Below are 21,585 nucleotides of genomic sequence, written 5' to 3' on the forward strand. Positions count from 1 at the left end.
TCTGGATTTTTAATTTGACGCGTTTTCTTGACGCGAACCGGTCTCCACTTCGCTTGAAAACGCTCTAGTGCGAAACCATCGCGCGAACACGTTGCGAGAGATGGTCGAGGTCGAACGGCTTGGTGATCATTTCCATGCCCGATTCCAGAAAGCCGTCGGCGATCGCGACGCTCTCGGCGTAGCCGGTGATGAAAAGAATCTTCAGGCCGGGCCGGGTCTCGCGGGCCTGATCGGCAAGCTGGCGGCCGTTCATGCCGGGCAGGCCGACGTCGGTAACCAGCAGATCGATCCGCTGGTTCGTACGCAGGATTCGCAGGGCCGACGGTCCATCGACGGCTTCGAGCGTCCGGTACCCCCGTTCCCCCAGCATCTCCAGGATCACGCCGCGTACCACCGGCTCGTCCTCGACCACCAGCACGGTCTCGCCGGTTGAGGCATGTTTGGCGACCTTGACCGTTGAGGCCTGCTGAGCCGCGATGTCGCCATGATGCCGCGGCAAATAGATCTTGACCGACGTCCCCCGCCCCAATTTGCTGTCGATCGTGGCGTGGCCGTTCGACTGCCGCGCAAATCCATAGATCATCGAAAGCCCAAGCCCGGTGCCTTGCCCGATCGGCTTGGTGGTAAAGAACGGATCGAAGGCGCGTGCCGCCACCTCCGCGGACATGCCTTTGCCGGTGTCGGTGACCGCGATGCAAATATAGTCGCCGGGAGAAAGCGCCGGCGTGTCCGCGGTCACGCTGTCGAGCCGCGCGTTGGCGGTAGCGATGGTGAGCTTGCCGCCCTCCGGCATGGCGTCGCGTGCGTTGATGGCGAGATTGAGCAGCGCGCTTTCCAATTGATTGGGGTCGCAGAGCGTGCACCACAACTCGTCCGACGCGACGATTTCGAGATCGATGGTCTCGCCGATCGTCCTGCGCAGCAAATCCTCCAGCGATACCACGAGCCGATTGGCATCGACGCCTTTCGGGACCAACGGCTGCCGCCGCGCAAACGCCAGCAAACGATGGGTGAGCGCGGCGGCGCGGTTCGCCGACGTCATCGCCGCGTTGATGTAGCGCGCAACATTGTCGGTGCGGCCCTGATTGAGCCGGGTCTGCATGAGATCCAGCGATCCGACGATTCCCGTCAGCAGATTGTTGAAGTCGTGGGCGATGCCGCCGGTCAATTGCCCTACCGCTTCCATTTTCTGCGACTGCAGCAATGCCTCCTCGGCGGCCCTCAACCGTTCGGCCGCGGCCTTCTCCGCGGTCACATCGCGGGCAACGGCATAGATGTGATCCTGGTCGGGTACGCCAGTCCAGGATAGCCAGCGGTATGATCCGTCCTTGTGCCGAAAGCGGCTCTCGAACCTGACAGTCAGATTGCCCTCGATCAGATTTTTCACCGCCGCGGCGCTCAACCCGCCATCTTCGGGATGCTCCAGCCAATCCGAGGTACGGTTCAACAATTCGGCCTCGCTCCAGCCGAGCGTTTTGGTCCAGGCCGGATTGACGGTGCGCCAGACGCCCTTGCGGTCCGCGACCACCAGAAGGTCCTGCGACACGTTCCAGATCCGGTCGCGCTCCCGGGTCTTTTCTTCGACGCGCTGCGCCAGCGTCGCATTGAGCTCGGCGAGCTCGTCCGCAAGTTTGCGGAACCGCCCTTCGCCTTGCCGCAGCGCCAGGTCCGCGACGACCTGCTCGGTGACGTCGGTGTGCGCGCCGACCAGGCGGGTGGCTTTTCCATTCTCATCGCGCTCGATGGTGGATTTGACCGAAATCCAGCGCGTCTCGCCATCGCTGGGACGGATGATCCGGTATTGCGCGCTGTAATCGCGCACGTCGCCTGCGACGGCATCGCGGAATTTTTTCTCGGTGTCTTCGCGATCCTCGGGGTGAATGCGCTGAACCCAGGCCTCGTGAGATTCGCTGGCCGCCTCCGGCGGCAGCCCGTGGATCAGCAAATACTCCGGCGACCGGCGATTGCGGAAACCGGTCCGCAAGTCGACCTCGAGGCCGCCGATCCGGCCGAGTTGTTGCACGCGCGCCAGCTCGGCTTCGCGTTCCCGCAATGCCTCGGCTGCGAGATACTCCTTGGTCACGTCATTGCACACGACGAGCACGCCGCCGATGCCGTCGTCTTCGTCGATCGGGCTGAAGCCGTAGGTCCAGTAGACCTGCTCGAGCTTGCCGTGACGCGTCACCGGAACGAGTTGGTTCTCATGCCACGTGGCGCCGCCGCCGCTCATCACTTGTTCGATCTGCGGACCGATAATGTCCCAGATTTCCGCCCAGCATTCGCGTCCACGCTGGCCAAGCGCGCTCGGGTGACGCTCGGGTCCCATGGTCCGGCGATAGCCATCGTTATAAAATTGGATGAGTTCGGGACCCCACCAGATGAACATCGGGTGGTTGGTGTTGAGCAAAATGCGCACCGCCGTGCGCAAGCTTTGCGGCCAGGTTTCAGGTTTTCCCAGTGGACTTGCCGACCAGTCGTAGGCACGCGTCAACGCGCCCATCTCCCCGCCGCCAGCGAGAAAATCCGCAGAAGTCGGTTTGGTGATTTTCAACATGAGAGACCGGCGGCTTCAGCCCACGTTACCAGCCGGAACTTAACCGCCTGTCGCCCTCATCCAACTTCTGGCCCCGCCCGTTGGTTCCGATTTATTTTTTCATGGACGGAACAAAGATGGCCGCGGCTCGCGCCGCGGCCATCTTTAGCTCGCACCGAAATAACCGGCAGCTTATTTCATAAGGCCCGCCGCGGTCAGCGCACGGGTGATGACCCCATTGACGTCGATCGCGCGACGCCGCGCTGGATGGGACGGCTCGGTACGGTGACTAAGTGTCACCCGGGGCCAAAGCACCGCGGCGAGATCCGGCGCCGGCGCGGGTGCCGATGAAATCGCCGTCTTCGCGGATTGCTTCGAAGCGTCCTTGGGAGCCTCCTTGGGTGAACGAATCGATTCCGTCAGGCCGAAGAAATTCGCGATGTGATACGAGGACGAGATTCCCGCCTCGATCAGGAATGCGCCCTGCGCGCCGTATCGCTCGTCGTTGTCGGCGGTACCAAGCGGCGTGCCGTGCGCCATATCGGTGATGGTGTAGGATTCGACGATGGTTTCGCCCTCGGCATTCCACCACACTTGATGGGGGTAGCCGTCGACTGTCTTCTCCGACGTCGATGCGGAGGCGAGTTGATGGACGTCGAGCCACTGCTTGACAATTTCGTTGGCGTTAGCGGGGTTGACGGTCCGATCGGCGCTGCCATGCCATACCGAGACTTTGGGCCACGGGCCTTTATGAGGTGAGGCATTGCGCACCCGGTCTCCCAATTCGCCGGCGGGGCGCGACGACGACTGGAACATTCCGTTCAACGCTTCCCGCACGTTGGTCGCAACGCCGTACGGCAAGCCCGCGATAATAGCGCCGGCCGCAAACACCTCGGGATAGGTTGCAAGCATGACCGAGGTCATGGCTCCGCCCGCGGAAAGCCCGGTGATGAAGATACGGCGCTCGTTGATTTTGTGGTCGCGAACCATCTGCGCGATCATCTGCCTGATCGAGCAGGCTTCGCCGCTGCCGCGCGTGGTGTCCTCCGGATTGAACCAGTTGAAACAGCCCTGGGTGTTATTGGAGGATTGCTGCTGGGGCATCAGCAACGCGAAACCGTAGTGTTTCGCGAGCGTCGACCAGCCGGCGCCCAGATCGTAACCGGCGGCGGTCTGGCCGCATCCGTGCAAAACCACGACAAGCGCGGGCGCGGGCTGAAGGTTAACAGGGGCGTACGAGAACATCCTGAGATCGCCGGGATTGGACCCGAATCCGCTGGTTTCGACGAGCGGGCTGCGGTCGTCTGGCTTAAGGCTTCGTCCAAAATCCGCAAAGGCGTTGATTTTGTTGAGGTTTGGTAGTTGTCGCAGAAGTTCGATATTTTTGGCGAGAGACACCGGCAGCTCCTTAATCGAGGGGCTTGTTCTAACCCGAACCCAGACCAGATAGTTGCTGCACTGCAAAATAAAAAGGCCGTGTGCTGTCAGTCCCCAATATTGTCGCCCTCAATCTTGATTGACTCACGTCGCCGCGCCGCATCCACGACAGAAATGCGGCGGAAGCGATGATCGACCACGCAAACAGGGCCGACGACGCCAAAACGCCGCAATAAGGAGAGCTCCAATAATCCAATAAGGAGACCTGGAAGGTCAGCCTGCCGGAATGACCTGGCGCGTGGTCGAATTTTGTTACGTGCTCAGACGGGTACCGTCATCCAAACGCTTTCGCCGCCGAGAGACCACCCAGCCGGCCGGTAATCGCGAAGAACTGCGCCACGGTTTGTTCGATGATCGCTTGCGCCGACTTGACCTCGTCGATCAGCCCCGCGGATTGCCCGGCGAGCGCGGGCGCGGCTTCCATGTCGCCGTGGAAATAGACGTCGCGGATTCCCTTCAGCGCGTCCGGCGCCATCATGCCCTCATCGTGAATCGCGCGCGTGCGTTCGGACTTCAGGGCGCGGATGCACGGCGTCGATTTCTTGTTGAGCACCAGCGTGCCGGTTTCCTTCGCGCCGACGATCGCGCTCTTGTAGTTGGCATGCACCGGGCTCTCGGTGCAGCTGACGAAGCGCGTGCCCATCTGGATAGCCTCGGCGCCGAGCGCGAACGCCGCCGCCATGCCACGCCCGTCGCAAATGCCGCCGGCCGCGATCATCGGCACGTCGGAACGCGCGCGAATTCCCTGCAGCAGCACCAGCGTCGAGACTTCCTCCGGATTCTTGAAGCCGCCACCCTCGGCGCCCTCCACGACGAGGCCATCGATGCCGGCCTCGACGCATTTCAATGCGGCCTCAACCGTCGGCACCGCGTGGTAGACGGTGATGCCGGCGGCCTTCAGCGGCGCGATGAATTTCGCCGGACTGCCGGCGGACGTGGTGACGAATTTGACGCCGGAGTTGCAGACGAATTTCAGCATCGCGTCGTCGCGCAGGAATCGAATCGGCAGGTTGACGCCAAACGGCAGGTTCAGGGCTTTCATCTTGTTGATTTCAAGCTGACAGGCTTCGGTTTCGCCCGACGAGGTTTCGATGATGCCGAGGCCACCGGCGCGTGACACCGCGGAGGCAAGCTGGGTGCGCGCGATCCAGCCCATCGGGGCCTGCACGATCGGGTATTTGACGCCGGTGTGGGCGAGAACGCGGTTCATGGCTATCCATTGCTGTGAGAGTGAGGGAGGCGGAAAATTCCGGGCGACGGTATGTCAGCTGCGTCTGCGCGACAACCATGCATCGGCAGCGGTTCTCCGCGATTGCCTTGGCCGTTACCACCCCGTAGCTTGGGCACAACAACAGCAGTCCGGAGAGAAACAAATGGCGCGCCTCAAATTTGGAGCTTTCCTCGCCCCGCATCATCCCATTGGCGAGCATCCGATGCTGCAATTCCGCCGCGACCTCGATTTCGTCGAGCAACTCGATGCGCTCGGCTACGATGAATTCTGGTGCGGCGAGCATCATTCCTCAGGCTGGGAAACCATCGCGTCGCCCGAGATGTTTCTGGCCGCCGCAGGCGAGCGCACCAAGCGTATCAAGCTCGGCACCGGCGTGATCTCGCTGCCGTATCATCATCCCTTCAACGTCGCCCAGCGCATGGTGCAGCTCGACCACATGACCGGAGGTCGCGCCATCTTCGGCTCCGGACCTGGGGCGCTCGCCTCCGACGCGCACACGCTCGGCATCGATCCGATGACGCAGCGCGACCGTCAGGACGAGGCGATCGCGATCATTCGTCGGCTGTTCAAAGGCGAGCGCGTCACCGCCAAGAGCGACTGGTTCACCATGAACGACGCCGCGCTGCAAATCCTTCCCTTGCAGGAGGATATGCCGTTCGTGGTGGCGTCGCAGATTTCGCCGTCGGGCATGACGCTCGCCGGCAAATACGGCATCGGCATCATCTCCCTCGGCTCGATGTCGACGCAGGGCTTGATGGCGCTGCCGACGCAATGGGGTTTTGCCGAGGACGCCGCCAGGAAGCACGGCACCACCGTGAGCCGATCCGACTGGCGCGTGCTGCTGAGCTGGCACATCGCGGAAACCCGCGAACAGGCGCGGCGCGAGGCCGGCGCCGGATTAATGCGCTGGCACAACGAGTATAATGTCGGCACGTTGCAACGGCCGGGGCTGCAGCCGTTCAGCTCGGCCGAGGACGCCGTGGAGAAGACCGCCGGAGGCGAAGGCGCAGCCTCCACCATCGGCACGCCGGACGATCTGGTGAAAACCATCAAGAGCCTGATGGAGGTCTCCGGCGGCGTCGGCACCATCGTCGGCTTCGTGCACGACTGGGCCAATCCGGAAAACACCCGGCGCAGCTGGGACATGGTGGCGCGTTACGTGATTCCGGAAATCAACGGCCACATCGCCAAACTGCGCGAGTCGCAAAAGTTCCTGATCGAAAACCGCGCCGTGTTCGAGCGCGCAGGCCAGGCCGTGATGGCCAAGATCATGGAAAACGACAAGGCAGCCGCGGCGCTTCCCCTCACCGGCCCGGGACGCGTCGCGATCCCGACCGTCAACGCGCCTGACTTGCAGAAGGAAGCCGCGAAAAGAAAGGCGTGAGCGCAAGCGGCGGCGCGAATGGCAGTGTGCATGACGGCGTGCATGACTTGACCGCCAGTCCTCCCGGCAAGTGGGTGCGACCAACTCGGCTATAGTGACGAAACAGGATTCTCGATACACTAGAGCCCGTTTCGATAGAATCGAAACGGGGCTCTAGATTCTTGGTTTGACGCGTTTTCTTGACGCGAACCGGGCTCCACTTCGCTTGAAAACGCTATAATTCCTTGACCAATTTTGTTTTCGTGAGGCTTTGCACCGCCATGACAACCGGCTATTTCCGGTGTCGGTCTTCCCGATGGCACGCCTCAGGCGACAAGGTCGTGGTCAGAGGCCAACCGGAGCACTGCCATGTCGATGCATAGTGTGGCTTCTCCTGCGATTACCTTCACTCCACCAAAGCGCAATTCGCTAACGCATATTCCCGGCGACGAAGGCTGGCCGATCATCGGCAAGACGCTGGAGGTACTCGCCGATCCCAAGGGACAGGTCGAGCGGCAGGCCGCCAAATACGGACTGGTCTATCGCAGCCATGTGTTCGGCGAGACCAGTCTTGTCCTGCTCGGGCCCGAAGCCAACGAGCTCGTGCTATTCGACGCGGCCAAACAATTCTCCTCGACGCTCGGCTGGGGACCGGTTCTCGGGCTATTGTTTCCGCGCGGGCTGATGCTGCTCGATTTCGACGAGCACCGGGTGCACCGGCGCGCGCTGTCGGTGGCCTTCAAATCCGGGCCGATGAAGTCCTATCTTGCGGAGCTCGATACCGGCATCGCGGCGCGGGTCACGCAATGGAAGGCGCGGCCGGGACCGATGCTGTTCTATCCCGCGATGAAACAGCTCACCCTCGATCTTGCCGCGACCTCGTTCCTCGGCGCCGGCATCGGTCCGGAAGTCAACGACATCACGCGCGCTTTCGTCGACATGGTGGCCGCCTCGGTCGCGGTGATCCGAAGGCCACTGCCCGGCACGCAGATGGCGCGCGGCGTCAAGGGCCGCAAACGCATCGTGGCTTACTTCTCGGAACAGATTCCGATCCGCCGCGCCAAAGGCGGTGGCGAGGACCTGTTCTCGCAATTGTGCCACGCGACCCATGAAGACGGCGCGCTGTTGTCGACGCAGGACATCATCGATCATATGAGCTTTCTGATGATGGCCGCGCACGACACGCTGACCTCGTCGCTGACATCGTTCATCGGGGCGCTTGCGGCCAACCCGCAATGGCAGGACAAATTGCGCGACGAGGTGTCGGCGCTCGGCGCGACCTCCGGCGAGCCGACGACATTCGATAGTCTCGAAGCCATGCCGCTCACCGAGATGGCGTTCAAGGAAGCGCTGCGGCTCAAGCCGCCGGTGCCCTCGATGCCGCGCCGCGCGGTCCGGGATTTCAGCTTCAAGGGTTACGCGATCCCGGCGGGAACGCTGGTCGGCATCAATCCGCTGTTCTCTCACCACATGCCGCAAATCTGGCCCGATCCCGAACGCTTCGATCCGACGCGCTTCACCGATGAGGCGCAGCGTACCCGCCACCGCTTCGCCTGGGTGCCGTTCGGCGGCGGCGCGCATATGTGCCTCGGGCTGCACTTCGCCTATATGCAGGCGAAATGCTTCGCCCGGCATTTCCTGCAGAATCTCTCGGTGTCGCTGGAGCCGGGCTACACGCCGGATTGGCAGATGTGGCCGATCCCGAAGCCGCGGGACGGATTGCGCGTAACGCTGTCACCGGTTGGATAACGGCGAGCGTTACCCCGCGCCCTGATCGAATGCCTTGCGCATCGCGACATAGCCCTGCTGCTGCTGCGTCCAGTTGCGGCCGCCGGTGATGGCGCCATCGACCACCAGATCATGCCCGTTGATGAAGGAGGATTCGTCGCTGGCGAGAAACACCGCGGCGTAGGCGATATCCTCCGTCAGCCCGGCGCGGGGAATCGGCTGCGCGGTCTTGTAGATCTCGCGCATCACGTCCGGCGTTTTCTCCGCAGCCTCGACCGAAAGGCCGAGCGCCTTGCCGAAAATGCCGGTGGCGATCGCGCCTGGCGAGATGCTGTTCACCCGAATGCCGGATTCGCCGAGCTCCATCGCCACGCATTTGGTGAGATGAATGACGGCGGCCTTGGCCGCGCCATAGACCAGCGACGACGAAAAGCCGGCGAGCCTTCCCGCGATGCTGCCGTTGTTGATGATGCTGCCGGAGCCCTGCCGGCGCATATGGGGTGCGGCGTGTTTCATGCCGAGCATCACACTGCGCACCAGCGTCGCCATCGCGAGGTCGAAGCGCGCGGCGTCCAGACCTTCGATGCCGCCGGTCTGCGCCGGGCCACCGGCATTGTTGAACAGACAGTCGATGCGGCCGAATTTTTCGATCGCTTGTTCGATCACCGCCCGCATCTGTTCCTCGACCGTGACATCGGTCTGGCGGAAGACGCAGTTGGCGCCGAGCTTTTTGGCGAGTGCCTCACCCTCCGGCACGCGGCGTCCGGCAATCACGATCCTGGCGCCTTCGGCCACGAATATTTCCGCAGTGCGCAGCCCGATGCCGCTGGTCGCACCGGTGATGACCGCGACCTTGCCGTCTAGCCGTCCCATAGCGTTCTCCCCGTTTTGGCGATGTTGATTTTAAACATAATCTGCGGCCTGACGGAACAACGCAAGCCATGCTTGCTTTCCACCGTAGGAAGTCCCGATAGACGCGTATTCCCCGGCTTGGCCTTATTCTGGATTCGTTTCGGACTGATGTATTGAGCCATGGTGAAATTGATCGACGAATTTCGGCGGGGCTGGCAAGGAATATCCGAACCCTCCCGGCTTTTTAGCATCAGTTTTGCAGCATCCTGCCTCGCTTTCGCGACTGCGGCGCGGTGGTGTCTTTCGCTGATCCGGCCGGACGTTTCCTTCACGCCGTATTTCCCGGCGGTGTTTCTTGCCACCGCGTTCGGCGGCTACCGAATCGGAATCGCGACTGCAATTCTCGGCGGCGTGCTCGGCGTGGCCGTCAATTTCACCGACAGCCCGGTCGATTTTGCTAGATGGGTGCTTCTGGTCATCTATCTCGTCGTGTGCGGCTTTACGATCTGGGTCGTCGAGCACTACCGATCGATCGCCTCGCATCAGCGCGAAATTTCAAGACGCCTGATCCAGGAGGAGGAATACCGCAAGCTTCTCGTCGACGAGCTTCAGCACCGGGCAAAGAACAAATTGTCGACAATTCACGCGGTTCTCCATCAAATCCTGCACGACCAGCCGCAGATCTGGGCCACTATCGATCATCGGCTGCGGGCGCTGTCAGCGACCGACGACCTGATCGCGCGGATCGATGGCCGCGGCTGCGATATCAAGGATCTGCTGCTCTCCGAACTCGGACCTTACGGTCATGTTCGATTTACGCTGAACGGAAGTCCGCTGTTTCTTCCCGCCAAATTGGCCGTGAGCCTTGCATTGATGCTTCACGAGCTTGCCACCAACGCCGCGAAATACGGCGCGTTCTCTTCCGCGCATGGTCTATTGCAGGTGACATGGACCGTGTCAGATGATCGCCTCAACATTACCTGGGACGAGACCGAAGGTCCTTCGGTCGGAGCGATCGGGGCGCCAGGCTTTGGGACCAAGCTGTTGAAATCGGCGCTTAGGCCATTCGACGGCAAGACCGAGATTACTTTTTTGAAGACCGGCGTTCATTGCACGATGCAATGCCGCATCCCCCGGAGTTAAGCGCTCTTCAGGCGAGCTAGTCTTTTGCATAAGGGCATTCTGAAATGCCATTGACACTCTGTTAATGACAACTCGCGGCGCGTCGTTGCAATTTCGCCGCCCACCCGTCTTGCCCACAAGTTTCGCGATGCGACTTAACCAAAACTACAAGAGAGTTTGGCAAGCAATGCAGTCATGCAAAGCCGCGGCAAACAAGACCTGCACACCACCTCGACCGAACACGATATCGCACTCGCCGCGGATTCCGAGTTGAATATCCTGAGGGATATACTCAGAATGCTCCCGAACGGCGTGACAGTTCAGGACGAGCATGGCCGTTTCCTGCTGGTGAACGACGCCGCCGCGGCGCAACTTGGGATTGTCGTCAGCGAGCCGGCGCCGCCGCCCTCGAAGGAATTAAGCCACCGCCGCGAAACCGGCCTTGAATTGCTTCGCGCCGGCCGCGCCGCCGTTGCGGAAGAATGCGTCACCAAAGGCGCGGTCAAACAGGTGTTTCTCACGGCCCATCGGCCGGTTCGTATCGCCGACCGCAATCTTTTGCTCTCGAGCTCGGCCGATATCAGCGAGCAAAAGGCCGTCGAGGATCATCTATTCCGTTCGGCCTATTATGACGAGCTGACCGATCTGCCGACGCGTACGGTGATCGAACACCGCGCCAACAGCCTCCTGCAGCGCGACGAGCCGCACGGCCGGTTCGCGCTCGCCTTTCTCGACATCGACAATTTCAAGCACATCAACGACTATTACGGCCATGCGATTGGGGATGCGCTGCTGGTGGAAATCGCCAAGCGGCTGGGGCTCGACTTGCGCGAATCCGACATGCTGTCGCGGATCAGCGGCGACGAATTCCTGCTGCTGCTCAACCCGATCCAAAGCGAGCGTGAGGTAGCAGAATACATCCAGTTTGCGCTCGAGCGGCTGAAGGCGCCGTTCTTCATCGACGGATCGGAAATATTCGCATCGACCTCGATCGGGGTGAGCCTGTATCCCGAGCACGGCCGCAGCTACGACGTGCTGCGCCAGAACGCCGATATCGCGATGTATCGCGCCAAGAACGACGGCAAAGGCACTGCGGCCTTCTTCGACGCCTGCATGGAGCGTGAGGCGGTGGCACGAATGAAAATCGAGCAGGCGCTGCGGCTCGCCATTCTGGAAAAACGTTTTTGCTGCGCCTTTCAGGCCAAGGTCGATATCCGGACCCATGATATCAAAGGCATCGAGGCGCTGGTGCGCCTGCGCGACGACGAAGGCGTCATTCAGGCTCCCGGCACATTCATCAACCTCGCCGTGGAGCTCGGACTGATCGACGAGCTTACGCATCTGGTGCTGGCGGAGATCGTCAAATCGATCGATCTCATCAACGAAACCTTCGGCCCCAACACCGGCATCAGCATCAACGTCGCGGCAAGGCAGGCGGGCAATCCGGAGTTCATGCGTTCGTTTGCCAACGCGCTCGAGGCGACTGGCTTTCCCGAGCGCTTCATGATCGAGGTGACGGAAGACGCTTTCGTCGCAAAAACCCATTTTCAGGACGAAATCCTGCCGATCCTCCGCAATCTCGGGGTTGGAATATCGATCGATGATTTCGGCATCGGTTGTTCATCATTGTCGGCGCTGGCCGACATCACCGCCGACGAGATCAAGATCGACCGGTCCTTCATCACCGACATTCACAAACGCCCGCGCAGCCAGGGTATCTTGCGGGCGATCGAATCGCTGAGCGAAGCACTTGGCATGACCGTCATTGCCGAGGGTCTCGAATCCTTCGAGGAGCTCGCCTATCTGCAGGCTGCCACCAAAATCCGCTACGCGCAGGGCTTTTATTTTTCCAGGCCGATTTTTCTCGAAGAGCTCAAGCCCGCCACTCCGATCGCCGGCGAAGCGCGTGCCAGTCCGGCAAGCCGCCCGCTGCAGGAAAGCCGCCCGGCCCATGCGCGCAACGATCGCTACCGGCGCTGAGCCGATCGCGAGACGCGCAATGCCGGCGCCTGCCGCCGGCATTCGCTTTGATGCGAGCCGTTCGCGTTTGCAGGACACTGCCAGCGGCCAATAAACCTCACGCCCCGCCGTCCTACGCAACAATGCTGCCTTGACCCGAGGCGAACCCTGCCCCTATCACTAAGCTGGAAACCTAGGGAGAGTAGCTGTGCGAAGGTCGTTAATCGTTCAGGGAATTGCCGTCGTCCTGCTGGGGACAGCCGCTCAGGCGGATGATCTGAAGATCGGTTTGATCTACGGCAAGACCGGACCGCTGGAAGCCTATGCCAAGCAAACCGAGACCGGTCTGCGCATGGGTCTGGAATATGCCACCAAGGGCACCATGATGCTCGACGGGCGCAAGATCGTCGTCATCACCAAGGACGATCAGAGCAAACCGGATCTTTCCAAAGCAGCCCTCGCAGAGGCCTACCAGGACGACAAGGTCGATCTCGCTATCGGCTCGACATCGTCAGCCGCGGCGCTGGCGGACCTTCCGGTGGCCGAGGAAAACAAGAAGATCTTGATCGTCGAGCCCGCGGTCGCCGACCAGATCACCGGCGAGAAATGGAATCGCTACATCTTCCGCACCGGGCGTAATTCCTCCCAGGACGCGATCTCGAACGCGGTGGCGATCGGCAAGCCGGGCGTCACCATCGCGACGCTGGGACAGGATTATGCCTTCGGCCGCGACGGCGTCGCCGCCTTCAAGGAAGCGCTGGCCAAGACCGGCGCGACCCTCGCTGCCGAAGAATACGTGCCGACCACCACAACCGATTTCACCGCGGCCGGTCAGCGCCTGTTCGACGCGCTGAAGGACAAGCCGGGACGCAAGATCATCTGGGTGATCTGGGCGGGCGCCGGCGATCCCCTGACCAAGCTGCAGGATATGGATCCGAAGCGGTACGGCATCGAACTTTCCACCGGTGGCAACATCCTGCCGGCACTGGCCGCCTACAAGAGGCTGCCCGGCATGGAAGGCGCGACCTATTACTATTACGACATTCCGAAGAACCCGGTGAACGACTGGCTGGTGGCCGAACATCAAAAGCGTTTCAACGCGCCGCCGGATTTCTTCACCGCGGGCGGGTTTTCCGCGGCGATGGCCGCGGTGACCGCCATCACCAAGGCGAAATCGACCGACACCGAAAAGCTGATCGCCGCCATGGAAGGCATGGAGTTCGACACGCCCAAGGGCAAGATGGTGTTCCGGAAAGAGGACCATCAGGCGCTGCAAAGCATGTATCACTTCAAGGTCAAGGTCGATCCCAACCTGGCGTGGGCGGTGAACGAACCGGTCCGCGAGATCAAGATCGAGGATATGAACATTCCGATCCGCAACAAGCGGTAAGCGACGACACGTTTTGCTTCGTAATGCCCGGCTTGATGCCGGGCATTTACTTCACGTGATGGACTTATGACCTGCACCCTCGAAACCCGCGATCTGACCATTCGCTTCGGCGGTCACGTCGCGGTCAACAGCGTGAGCTGCACGTTTCGCCCGGGTGAGCTGACCGCCATTGTCGGCCCTAACGGCGCCGGCAAGACCACCTATTTCAATCTGATCTCCGGACAGCTGCGCCCGACCAACGGCAGCATCCTGTTCGACGGCGGCGATATCACCCAGCTTTCCGCGCCGCTGCGCACCCGCGCCGGCCTCGGCCGCGCCTTCCAGCTCACCAATCTTTTCCCGAACCTCAGCGTCGAAGAGAATGTCCGGCTCGCCGTGCAGTCGGCCAGCGGCGTGCATTACGACATGCTGCGGCCGTGGATGATGCGCAAAGACCTGATCGCGCGCGCCGACGCTATTCTCGACAAGGTGGCGCTCGGCAGCCGGCGGAGCGTGGCTGCGACCGCGCTGTCGCACGGCGACCAGCGCAAGCTGGAAGTCGCGCTGATGATGGCGCTGGAGCCGAAAGTCTTCATGTTCGACGAGCCCACCGCCGGCATGAGCATCGATGAAGTGCCGGTCGTGCTCAATCTGATCGGGCAGCTCAAGCGGGATGCCAGCAAGATCATTCTTTTGGTCGAGCACAAGATGGACGTGGTCCGTTCGCTCGCCGACCGCATTATCGTGTTGCACAACGGCCAGCTCGTCGCGGACGGCAAACCCGCCGAAGTGATCGCCTCGCCGATCGTGCAGGAGGCCTATCTTGGCATCGCACCCGGAAAGAGCGCGGCATGACCGACCTTCTCTCGCTCGCCGGCGTGCACACCCATGTCGGGCGTTATCATATTCTGCAGGGCATAGATTTCGGCGTGGCCGAGGGCCAGACCACCATGCTGCTTGGCCGTAACGGCGCCGGCAAAACCTCGACGCTGCGAACCATCATGGGCCTGTGGCAGGCCTCCGCCGGCCAGATCTCGCTGGACGGGCAGCGCATCGAGCGCAGCGCGACGCCCGATATCGCGCGGCTCGGCGTCGGCTATGTCCCCGAAAGCATGGCGGTCTTCTCGGATCTTTCGGTGAAGGAAAACCTGGTGCTCGCGGCGCGCGACGGGCCGCTCGACGATGCCAGGCTGGACTGGATTTTCGGATTTTTCCCGGCACTGCGGCGGTTCTGGCTATCGCGCGCCGGCGCGTTGTCCGGCGGGCAGAAGCAGATGCTCTCCATTGCGCGCGCCATCGTCGAACCGCGAAAGCTGCTCTTGATCGACGAGCCGACCAAGGGTCTGGCGCCGGCCATCGTTGTGGCGCTGATCGAATGCCTGGCGGAAATCAAGCGCCGCGGCGCCACGATTCTAATGGTCGAGCAGAATTTCCATGCCGCACAGGAGCTCGGCGACACTGTTCTGGTGATGGATAACGGCAAGATCGTGCATCGCGGAGAGATGGCGCTGCTGGCGTTGGACGTCGCGCTGCAGGAGCGCTTGCTCGGGCTTAGTCTGGAGACCCATCAGTGACCGAGCTTGCTGCGGCAGGCGCGTTACCCAAGCCGAAGCGGGACATCCTGCCGGTGCTGCTGCCGGTGATCCTGGCGCTCGCGATGGCGCCGTTGATCGGATCGGGAAGTTCCTGGGTGACGCTGACGGTGGCGAGCCTCGCCATGGGCATGATGATCTTCATCATGGCTTCCGGGCTGACGCTGGTGTTCGGTCTGATGGACGTGCTGAATTTCGGCCACGGCGCCTTCATCGCGGTCGGCGCCTATGTCGCGACCCTGGTGCTGTTGCCGCTCGCGCCCTACGTGCAGGCCGACTCGCTATTGACGAATCTCGCGGTGCTGGCGCCGGCCGCGCTTCTGTCGATGGCGGTCTCCGGCGCGCTTGGGCTCGTGGTCGAGCGGGTACTGATCCTCCCGGTGTACGGCCAGCACCTCAAGCAGATCCTGATGACGACCGGCGGATTGATCGTCGCCGAACAGGCGCTGTATGCGTTGTGGGGGCCGCAGATCATTCCGCTGCCGCTGCCGACATCCTTGCGCGGCTCGTTCATCATCGGCGACATTGCGATTGCGAAATACCGCCTGCTGGCGATGCTGGTCGGCCTTGTCGTATTTGCAGGCATTCAACTGGTGCTGAACAGGACCAAGATCGGACTTTTGATCCGCGCCGGCGTCGAAAACCGCGAGATGGTGGAAGCGCTCGGCTATCGCATCCGGCGGCTGTTCCTCGGGGTGTTCATGGTGGGCTCCGGTCTCGCCGGCTTGGGCGGCGTGATGTGGGCGCTGTATCGCGAGCAGGTGCACGCCTCGATGGGCAACGACCTCACGGTACTGGTTTTCATCGTCGTGATCATCGGCGGCCTCGGCTCGATCGGCGGCTGTTTCATCGGCGCGCTGCTGGTCGCCATGGTGGCGAACTACGGCGGCTTTCTGGTGCCGAAGCTGGCGCTGGTTTCCAATATCCTGCTGATGGTCGCGATCCTGATGTGGCGCCCGCGCGGGCTGTATGCGGTGACAAGTCGATGAAGGTTTGCCGATGATGATCCTGTCAGGCGATCCGCCGCGCAGCCGCGTGCTCTCTGTCCTGCTCGTCGTGATCATTGCGGCGCTGGCAATTACGCCATTGATCTTTCCCGGCGCCAAGGCGATGAACGTCGCCACCAAGATCTGCATTTTCGCAGCGTTGGTGGCGTCTTATGACCTGTTGCTGGGCTACACCGGCTCGGTGTCGTTCGCGCACACGATGTTTTACGGCATCGGCAGCTATGCCATCGCCATTGCGCTTTACTCGATGGGGCCGACCTGGGCGGCGGTCGCGACAGGCGTCGCGGTCGGCTTGCCACTGGCGATGTTGCTGGCGCTCGTAATCGGACTGTTCTCGCTGCGGGTCGAGGCGATCTTCTTTGCGATGATCACGCTTGCGGTGGCATCCGCCTTTCTGGTGCTGGCATCGCAGCTGTCGTGGCTCACCGGCGGCGAGGACGGCCGCAGCTTTCAACTGCCGGAACTATTGCGGCCGGGCACGGTGCTGATTTCGAAAGGCGTGTTGGGCTTCGAACTCAACGGCCGCGTGCTGACCTACTATCTCATTTTCACCGGGTCGGCGGCGATGATCCTGGCGCTGTTGCGCGTGGTGAATTCACCGTTCGGCCGCGTGCTGCAGGCGATCCGGGAGAACCGCTTCCGCGCCGAAGCCCTTGGCTTCCGCACCGTGTTCCATCTGACCTACGCCAACTGCCTTGCCGCTCTGGTCGCCGCCAGCGCTGGTATGCTGAACGCGCTGTGGCTGCGTTATGCCGGGCCGGACACCTCGCTGAGTTTTTCCATCATGCTGGACATTCTGCTGATGGTGGTGATCGGCGGCATGGGCACGATCTACGGTGCAATCATCGGGGCTACGATCTTCATCCTGGCCCAGAACTACCTGCAGGCGCTGATGGGCGCGGCCTCCAATGCCGCAGCCGACGCAGGACTGCCCTTGCTTCCGGGCTTGCTGCATCCGGATCGCTGGCTGCTGTGGCTCGGACTGCTGTTCATTGCGAGCGTCTATTTCTTCCCGACCGGTGTCGTGGGGCGGCTGCGAAACGCGGGCCGCAAGCCGTCTTGAAGGCCTCTTCCCCGGCTTCGCATTGCTGCAGCCCGAGCCCGCGCGATTAAGCCTTAAGTAACCTGATTTCCTAACCGGGACGCCATTTATGCAACGTAAGCGTGTCCCCCGGGGAGTTCGGGAATGCGAAGGTTGGTTAACAGTATGTTGGGTGCGCTTGAACTGCCTCGAACCGGGATGGTCGGGTCAAAGTATATTGCTACGCCAATTCGGCGAGGTCCGGTCCTCTGGCTAATCCTCTGCGGCGGACTGCTGGTCGTGGCGATCATCATCGGCACTGTGGCCATGGTTGGCGAGTTCCGCGAGCGCGCGATCAGCAACAGCGAGCGCGAACTTGAAAATACCGTGCTGCTGCTCACCCGGCATTTCGACCAGCAGTTCGACGACGCCGAGATCATCGCAAACGACCTAGTCTCGAGGATGGACTTTTCCGGGAGCGCTTCGCCGGAGATTTTCAAGAGCCGGATGTCGAGCTTCGACGCGCACCTGATGCTGAAATCCAAGGTGCCCCATGTCGGCGACGTCGGCATCTTTGATGCAGAGGGTGAACTGATCAACTCATCAGGAACCTGGCCGCTACCGGCCATCAACATCGTCGATCGGGTCTATTTCGAAGCCCTGAAATCGGACCCTGAATCGAAAACTATTTTAGCCGAACCGGTTCACAGCTATTCCACCGGCAACTGGACCACTGTCATCGCCCATAGGCTGAGCGGGCCGAACGGAATTTTTCTCGGCGTGATGGCGAGGCGGATCGCCCCTCTTAATTTTGAAAAGTTCTTCGCATCCGTCGCGCTCGGAGAGGGCGCCGCGATTTCCATGTTCCATCGCGATGGAACGATGCTGGCGCGTTACCCTCACGCCAATTCGATGATCGGGCAAAACTTCAAAACCGCGCCGCTGCTACACAAGGTCCTGACCGAGGGAGGCCGACAGACACTGCGTGTACAAAGTCCCGTCGATAGCCAGGACCGGCTCGGCTCGGCGGCGCCCTTGAGCCGTTTCCCGATGGTAATCGTCGCGACTACGACCGTCTCGGCCGCGCTGGCCGACTGGCGTGAGCAAACCAGATTCATGGTCGCCGCCGCCGTCCTGTCAGCATTGGTAGTCGCCTTCGTTCTGTTCCTGATCGTCCGGCAGATAACCCGGCAAAATCAGGAATCGCAACAACGGCTGGAATTGCAAAAGCACCAGTTCGAGACCGCCCTGAACAATATGACCCAGGGCCTCGTGCTGTACGACGCATCGGCACGCATCATCCTCTGTAATCAGCGCTATATCGGCATGTATGGGCTGTCGACCGAGGTCGTAAAGCCGGGTTGCCACTTTTACGACCTCATCCAGCACCGCAAGGAGCGGGGGACCTTCGATGGGGACGTCGATGAATTTTGTTCAACCATCATGCGCAACGTTGCACAAGGCAAAGTCACTCACACGCCCATGGAGTCTGCGGGGCGTTGGCATCTGATCGTCAGCACGCCGCTGGCGCAGGGTGGCTGGGTCGCGACCATAGAAGATATAACCGAGCGCCGAAATCTCGAACAGGAACGCGACCGGAATTATGCATTTTTGCGTCAGATCATCGATCACATTCCCTCGCAGATCACCGTGAAAGATGGGCGCGATCGCCGCTACCTCCTGGTCAACCGGGTGGCCGAGACACACTTCGGCCTGTCGGGCGACGTCATCATCGGCAAAACGGCGCTCGACATAATGCCGACGGCGGAAGCCGATACAATCTCGGCAAACGACGAAAAAGCCCTGCAATCAGCCGACGGCTTGTTCCTGGACGAGTTTCCGTGGAAAAGTCAGACCTTGGGCAATCGCCTTTTCACTTCAACGCGAATCGGAATTCGCGATCAGGCCGGAGAAACCCGCTATCTCATAAATGTTGTCGATGACGTTACCGACCGCCGGCGCGCCGACGAGAGGATCGCGCACCTTGCGCATTACGATTCGCTGACCGAGCTGCCCAACCGGGTGCTGTTCCACGAACAGATCGAAGGCCAATTTCAGAGAGCCAACCGGGGCGAGCAGTTCGCATTGCTTTATTTCGACATCGACGAATTCAAGAGCATCAACGACTCGCTCGGACATCATGTCGGCGATGAACTACTGAAGGTCGTGGCTAACCGCATCAGGAGCTGCATCAGGGAAACCGATCTCGTCGCGCGGCTGGGTGGTGACGAGTTTGCGGTCATTCAGACCGCTGTCGGGAACGCCGCCGAGGTCGTTGAATTCGTGACCCGAATTCATGAGGCGATCCGGCAACCTTATCAATGCCTCGGGCACCAGCTCTCGACCGACGCCAGCATCGGCATTGCATTGGCTCCGCAGGACGGCACCGATCTGGATCAGCTCATCAAGAATGCCGATCTGGCGATGTATGGCGCCAAGGCCGACGGGCGCCGAACCCATCGCTTCTTCGAACCGGGGATGGGTGCCAGCGCGAAAGCCCGGCTTGCGATGGAGCAGGATCTGCGTCAGGCGCTCGCGGATGGCGGGTTCGAAATCCACTACCAGCCGGTGGTCGATCTTCGCCGCAACGAGGTCACCGGCTGCGAAGCCCTGCTGCGCTGGCGCCATCCCGAACGCGGCATGATCTCTCCGGCCGAGTTCATCCCGGTTGCGGAAGACACCGGCCTGATCAATGAACTCGGCGAATGGGTGTTGCGAACCGCCTGTACCGAGGCGGCCACCTGGCCGGATCATATCTGGCTCGCCGTCAATGTCTCGCCCGTTCAGCTGAAATGTCACACCTTGGCGTTGAAGGTCACCGCCGCGCTTGCGGCCTCTGGTCTTGCGCCGAGCCGGCTGGAACTCGAGATCACCGAGGCGGTGCTGATCCGCGACGACGAGGCAGCGCTGATGATTCTGCATCAGCTCCGGGCCATCGGCGTCCGCATCGCGCTGGACGATTTCGGCACCGGCTATTCCTCGCTGAGCTATCTGAAGCTTTCCGTTCGACAAGATCAAGATCGACCGCGGCTTCGTCAGCGACATCGCGGAAATCGACGGCTCGTCGGCTATCGTACAGGCGGTGGTGAACATCGCTGCCGCGCGCAACATGACGACCACGGCCGAAGGCGTCGAAACGCTTGAGCAAAGGGAATTGCTGCGCACCCTCGGCTGCACCGAGATGCAGGGCTATCTGTTCAGCGCCGCGAAGCCTGGCGCCGAGGTGAGGAAATTGTTCGGCACGCGACCGGAAATCGTGGCAGCCGTGGCCTAGGTTTTGACTCGAAACCGCAATTGCGCGCGCAGCCAAGCCTTCCACCGCGTTCAAGCCTTCCACCGCGTTTAAGAAACAAGGGCTTGATTGCTTCGTGGCTTCGCTCCTCGCAATGACGGCAGTATGACATTATGCGGTTGCTGTACTCCGACTCGGACTTTGAGAACGAAGCGCGGTGGGTATGGCCGAGTTGCCCTTTGGCAGGCCGGCGGAATTGAAAACGAGGTCCATATCGTGGCTTAATGGGATCTGCAAAATCACGACGCGCAAGCGCATCATTCCGGCTTTGAAGGGAACCGCATGCCTCCCGTTTCGATCATTCTGAACCTGCTTTGGATACTTTTCGGCGGCTTGTGGATGGCGGCCGGCTGGGTGATCGCTGCGATCATCATGGCGATCACCATCATCGGGCTGCCCTGGGCAAGGGCCGCATTCAATATCGCCGCCTATACCTTGCTGCCGTTCGGTCAGAAAGCCGTGCGCCGCGACAGCCTCACCGGCCGCTCCGACGTCGGCACCGGACCACTCGGCATGATCGGCAACCTGATCTGGCTATTGCTCGCGGGCTGGTGGCTGGCGCTCGGTCACGTCATTACAGCGCTCGCGCTCGCCGTGACCATCATCGGCATTCCCTTTGCCTGGGCACACATAAAACTCGCCGGCATCGCGCTCTGGCCGATCGGCAAGGTCATCGTTCCCGCTTAAGCCTGGAGCCTTTTCCGTTTGGGTAGAATCGAAACGGGCTCTAGATTCTTGATTTGAAGCGTTTTCTTGACGCGAACCGGGCTCCACTTCGCTTGAAAACGCTCTAGCGCCAACCTTCATGGGCTTCGCTCGGTTGATCGCAGGCCCAGTTCGGCCTTAGCAAAACCTTGCAACCGGCTTCGAACGGAAGAACGGCCACCTGGCGCGAGTCCTGGGTGATCTTGATCGCCCAGTCTCTGGGAACGGCCGGGTGCTCCTGCACGAGTCTTTGAATGATGCCGGCGGCGAACAGCATGGCATCGATATCGTCTGCCAGCGCCGCGCCGTCATGGCCGGGACCGTCGATACGGTTAAGCGGATCGCAAACGTGAAATCTGTAAAATGGCATGCGA

At 61.4% G+C, this 21,585-nt stretch carries 15 protein-coding genes and 1 pseudogene; 11 read left to right on the forward strand and 5 right to left on the reverse strand.

Annotation, left to right across the window (positions count from 1 at the left end):
- Nucleotides 1-64: 64 nt before the first annotated feature.
- The 3 genes from N554_RS0113450 to N554_RS0113460 form a co-directional block, all read right to left on the reverse strand.
- Complete coding sequence (locus N554_RS0113450) at nucleotides 65-2,554, reverse strand: PAS domain-containing hybrid sensor histidine kinase/response regulator (protein ID WP_029583945.1); 2,490 nt, start codon at nucleotides 2,552-2,554, stop codon at nucleotides 65-67.
- A gap of 171 nt (nucleotides 2,555-2,725) precedes the next feature.
- Complete coding sequence (locus N554_RS0113455; RefSeq protein WP_029583946.1) at nucleotides 2,726-3,931, reverse strand: extracellular catalytic domain type 1 short-chain-length polyhydroxyalkanoate depolymerase; 1,206 nt, start codon at nucleotides 3,929-3,931, stop codon at nucleotides 2,726-2,728.
- A gap of 313 nt (nucleotides 3,932-4,244) precedes the next feature.
- On the reverse strand, nucleotides 4,245-5,180 hold the full coding sequence (locus tag N554_RS0113460; RefSeq protein WP_029583947.1) for an NAD(P)H-dependent flavin oxidoreductase: 936 nt from the start codon (nucleotides 5,178-5,180) through the stop codon (nucleotides 4,245-4,247).
- A 163-nt stretch (nucleotides 5,181-5,343) separates the two neighbouring features.
- On the opposite strand from N554_RS0113460, the gene N554_RS0113465 reads away from it, so the two are divergent.
- Together N554_RS0113465 and N554_RS0113470 are read left to right on the forward strand one after the other, a co-directional pair.
- Nucleotides 5,344-6,585: an LLM class flavin-dependent oxidoreductase gene (locus tag N554_RS0113465; RefSeq protein ID WP_029583948.1), complete on the forward strand. Its 1,242-nt coding sequence runs from the start codon at nucleotides 5,344-5,346 to the stop codon at nucleotides 6,583-6,585.
- A 348-nt stretch (nucleotides 6,586-6,933) separates the two neighbouring features.
- On the forward strand, nucleotides 6,934-8,313 hold the full coding sequence (locus N554_RS0113470; protein WP_029583949.1) for a cytochrome P450: 1,380 nt from the start codon (nucleotides 6,934-6,936) through the stop codon (nucleotides 8,311-8,313).
- Between the two features lie 9 nt (nucleotides 8,314-8,322).
- On the opposite strand, the gene N554_RS0113475 is transcribed toward N554_RS0113470, so the two are convergent.
- Nucleotides 8,323-9,165: an SDR family NAD(P)-dependent oxidoreductase gene (locus tag N554_RS0113475; protein WP_029583950.1), complete on the reverse strand. Its 843-nt coding sequence runs from the start codon at nucleotides 9,163-9,165 to the stop codon at nucleotides 8,323-8,325.
- 159 nt (nucleotides 9,166-9,324) lie between these two features.
- Between N554_RS0113475 and N554_RS0113485 the strand changes: the two genes are divergently transcribed.
- From N554_RS0113485 to N554_RS0113525, 9 genes and pseudogenes are all read left to right on the forward strand, one after another.
- Nucleotides 9,325-10,287 (forward strand): sensor histidine kinase, encoded by a 963-nt coding sequence (locus N554_RS0113485; protein WP_029583951.1) that lies wholly within the window; start codon nucleotides 9,325-9,327, stop codon nucleotides 10,285-10,287.
- Nucleotides 10,288-10,461: 174 nt separating this feature from the next.
- Complete coding sequence (locus tag N554_RS0113490) at nucleotides 10,462-12,246, forward strand: putative bifunctional diguanylate cyclase/phosphodiesterase (RefSeq protein WP_051677483.1); 1,785 nt, start codon at nucleotides 10,462-10,464, stop codon at nucleotides 12,244-12,246.
- A gap of 187 nt (nucleotides 12,247-12,433) precedes the next feature.
- Nucleotides 12,434-13,615, forward strand: coding sequence for a substrate-binding domain-containing protein (locus N554_RS0113495; protein WP_029583953.1), 1,182 nt, complete (start codon nucleotides 12,434-12,436; stop codon nucleotides 13,613-13,615).
- A gap of 66 nt (nucleotides 13,616-13,681) precedes the next feature.
- Nucleotides 13,682-14,449 carry an ABC transporter ATP-binding protein gene (locus N554_RS0113500; RefSeq protein ID WP_029583954.1) on the forward strand — a complete coding sequence of 256 codons (768 nt, stop codon included), beginning with the start codon at nucleotides 13,682-13,684 and terminating at the stop codon, nucleotides 14,447-14,449.
- Nucleotides 14,446-15,168, forward strand: coding sequence for an ABC transporter ATP-binding protein (locus N554_RS0113505; RefSeq protein WP_029583955.1), 723 nt, complete (start codon nucleotides 14,446-14,448; stop codon nucleotides 15,166-15,168). The genes N554_RS0113500 and N554_RS0113505 overlap by 4 nt, the downstream gene beginning before the upstream one ends.
- Nucleotides 15,165-16,175 (forward strand): branched-chain amino acid ABC transporter permease, encoded by a 1,011-nt coding sequence (locus tag N554_RS0113510; protein WP_029583956.1) that lies wholly within the window; start codon nucleotides 15,165-15,167, stop codon nucleotides 16,173-16,175. Before N554_RS0113505 ends, N554_RS0113510 begins: the two co-directional genes overlap by 4 nt.
- Nucleotides 16,176-16,185: 10 nt before the next feature.
- Nucleotides 16,186-17,256, forward strand: a complete 1,071-nt coding sequence (locus N554_RS0113515; protein ID WP_029583957.1) for a branched-chain amino acid ABC transporter permease — start codon at nucleotides 16,186-16,188, stop codon at nucleotides 17,254-17,256.
- Nucleotides 17,257-17,433: 177 nt separating this feature from the next.
- A pseudogene (locus tag N554_RS35810) lies at nucleotides 17,434-20,488 on the forward strand (EAL domain-containing protein).
- A gap of 300 nt (nucleotides 20,489-20,788) precedes the next feature.
- Nucleotides 20,789-21,193: a YccF domain-containing protein gene (locus N554_RS0113525; protein WP_029583958.1), complete on the forward strand. Its 405-nt coding sequence runs from the start codon at nucleotides 20,789-20,791 to the stop codon at nucleotides 21,191-21,193.
- 103 nt (nucleotides 21,194-21,296) lie between these two features.
- Here N554_RS0113525 and N554_RS0113530 read toward each other — a convergent pair whose 3' ends face one another.
- Entirely contained in the window at nucleotides 21,297-21,581 is a 285-nt protein-coding gene (locus tag N554_RS0113530) for a DUF6894 family protein (RefSeq protein WP_029583959.1), read from the reverse strand.
- Nucleotides 21,582-21,585 lie beyond the last annotated feature (4 nt).

It is taken from the genome of Bradyrhizobium sp. URHD0069 (assembly GCF_000701345.1).
In the GTDB taxonomy this organism is placed as follows: Bacteria; Pseudomonadota; Alphaproteobacteria; order Rhizobiales; family Xanthobacteraceae; genus Bradyrhizobium.